We start from the raw sequence: 217 nt of genomic DNA, 5'->3' as shown, positions 1-217 counted from the left end.
ATTATGGACCGGACGAAAAACCGGCCGACGGTAACAGGCAGGATGCAGCCTGCCAATGCGTTAGTGCTTGGCATATCTTTATCATTGCTTGGGTTGTTGCTTCTCGGAGTCGCTTCGCCCCGCGCAGCATTGTTTGGTTTTCTCGGCCTCTTTTTATATGTTGTGCCTTACACAATGTGGTCGAAACGACGTACGATTTATAATACCGAAATTGGCA

General features: G+C 48.4%; 1 protein-coding gene. It reads left to right on the top strand.

The features are described from left to right. On the top strand, positions 1–217 hold a 217-nt coding region (locus CHH91_RS19655; RefSeq protein ID WP_176465898.1), incomplete at both ends, for a UbiA family prenyltransferase.

Origin of the sequence: Virgibacillus sp. 7505, assembly GCF_002272135.1 — a bacterium.
Taxonomy (GTDB): domain Bacteria; phylum Bacillota; class Bacilli; order Bacillales; family Amphibacillaceae; genus Terribacillus.
The sequence above is the reverse complement of the archived record's forward strand: the minus strand, read 5'-3'. Positions and strand labels throughout refer to the sequence as shown.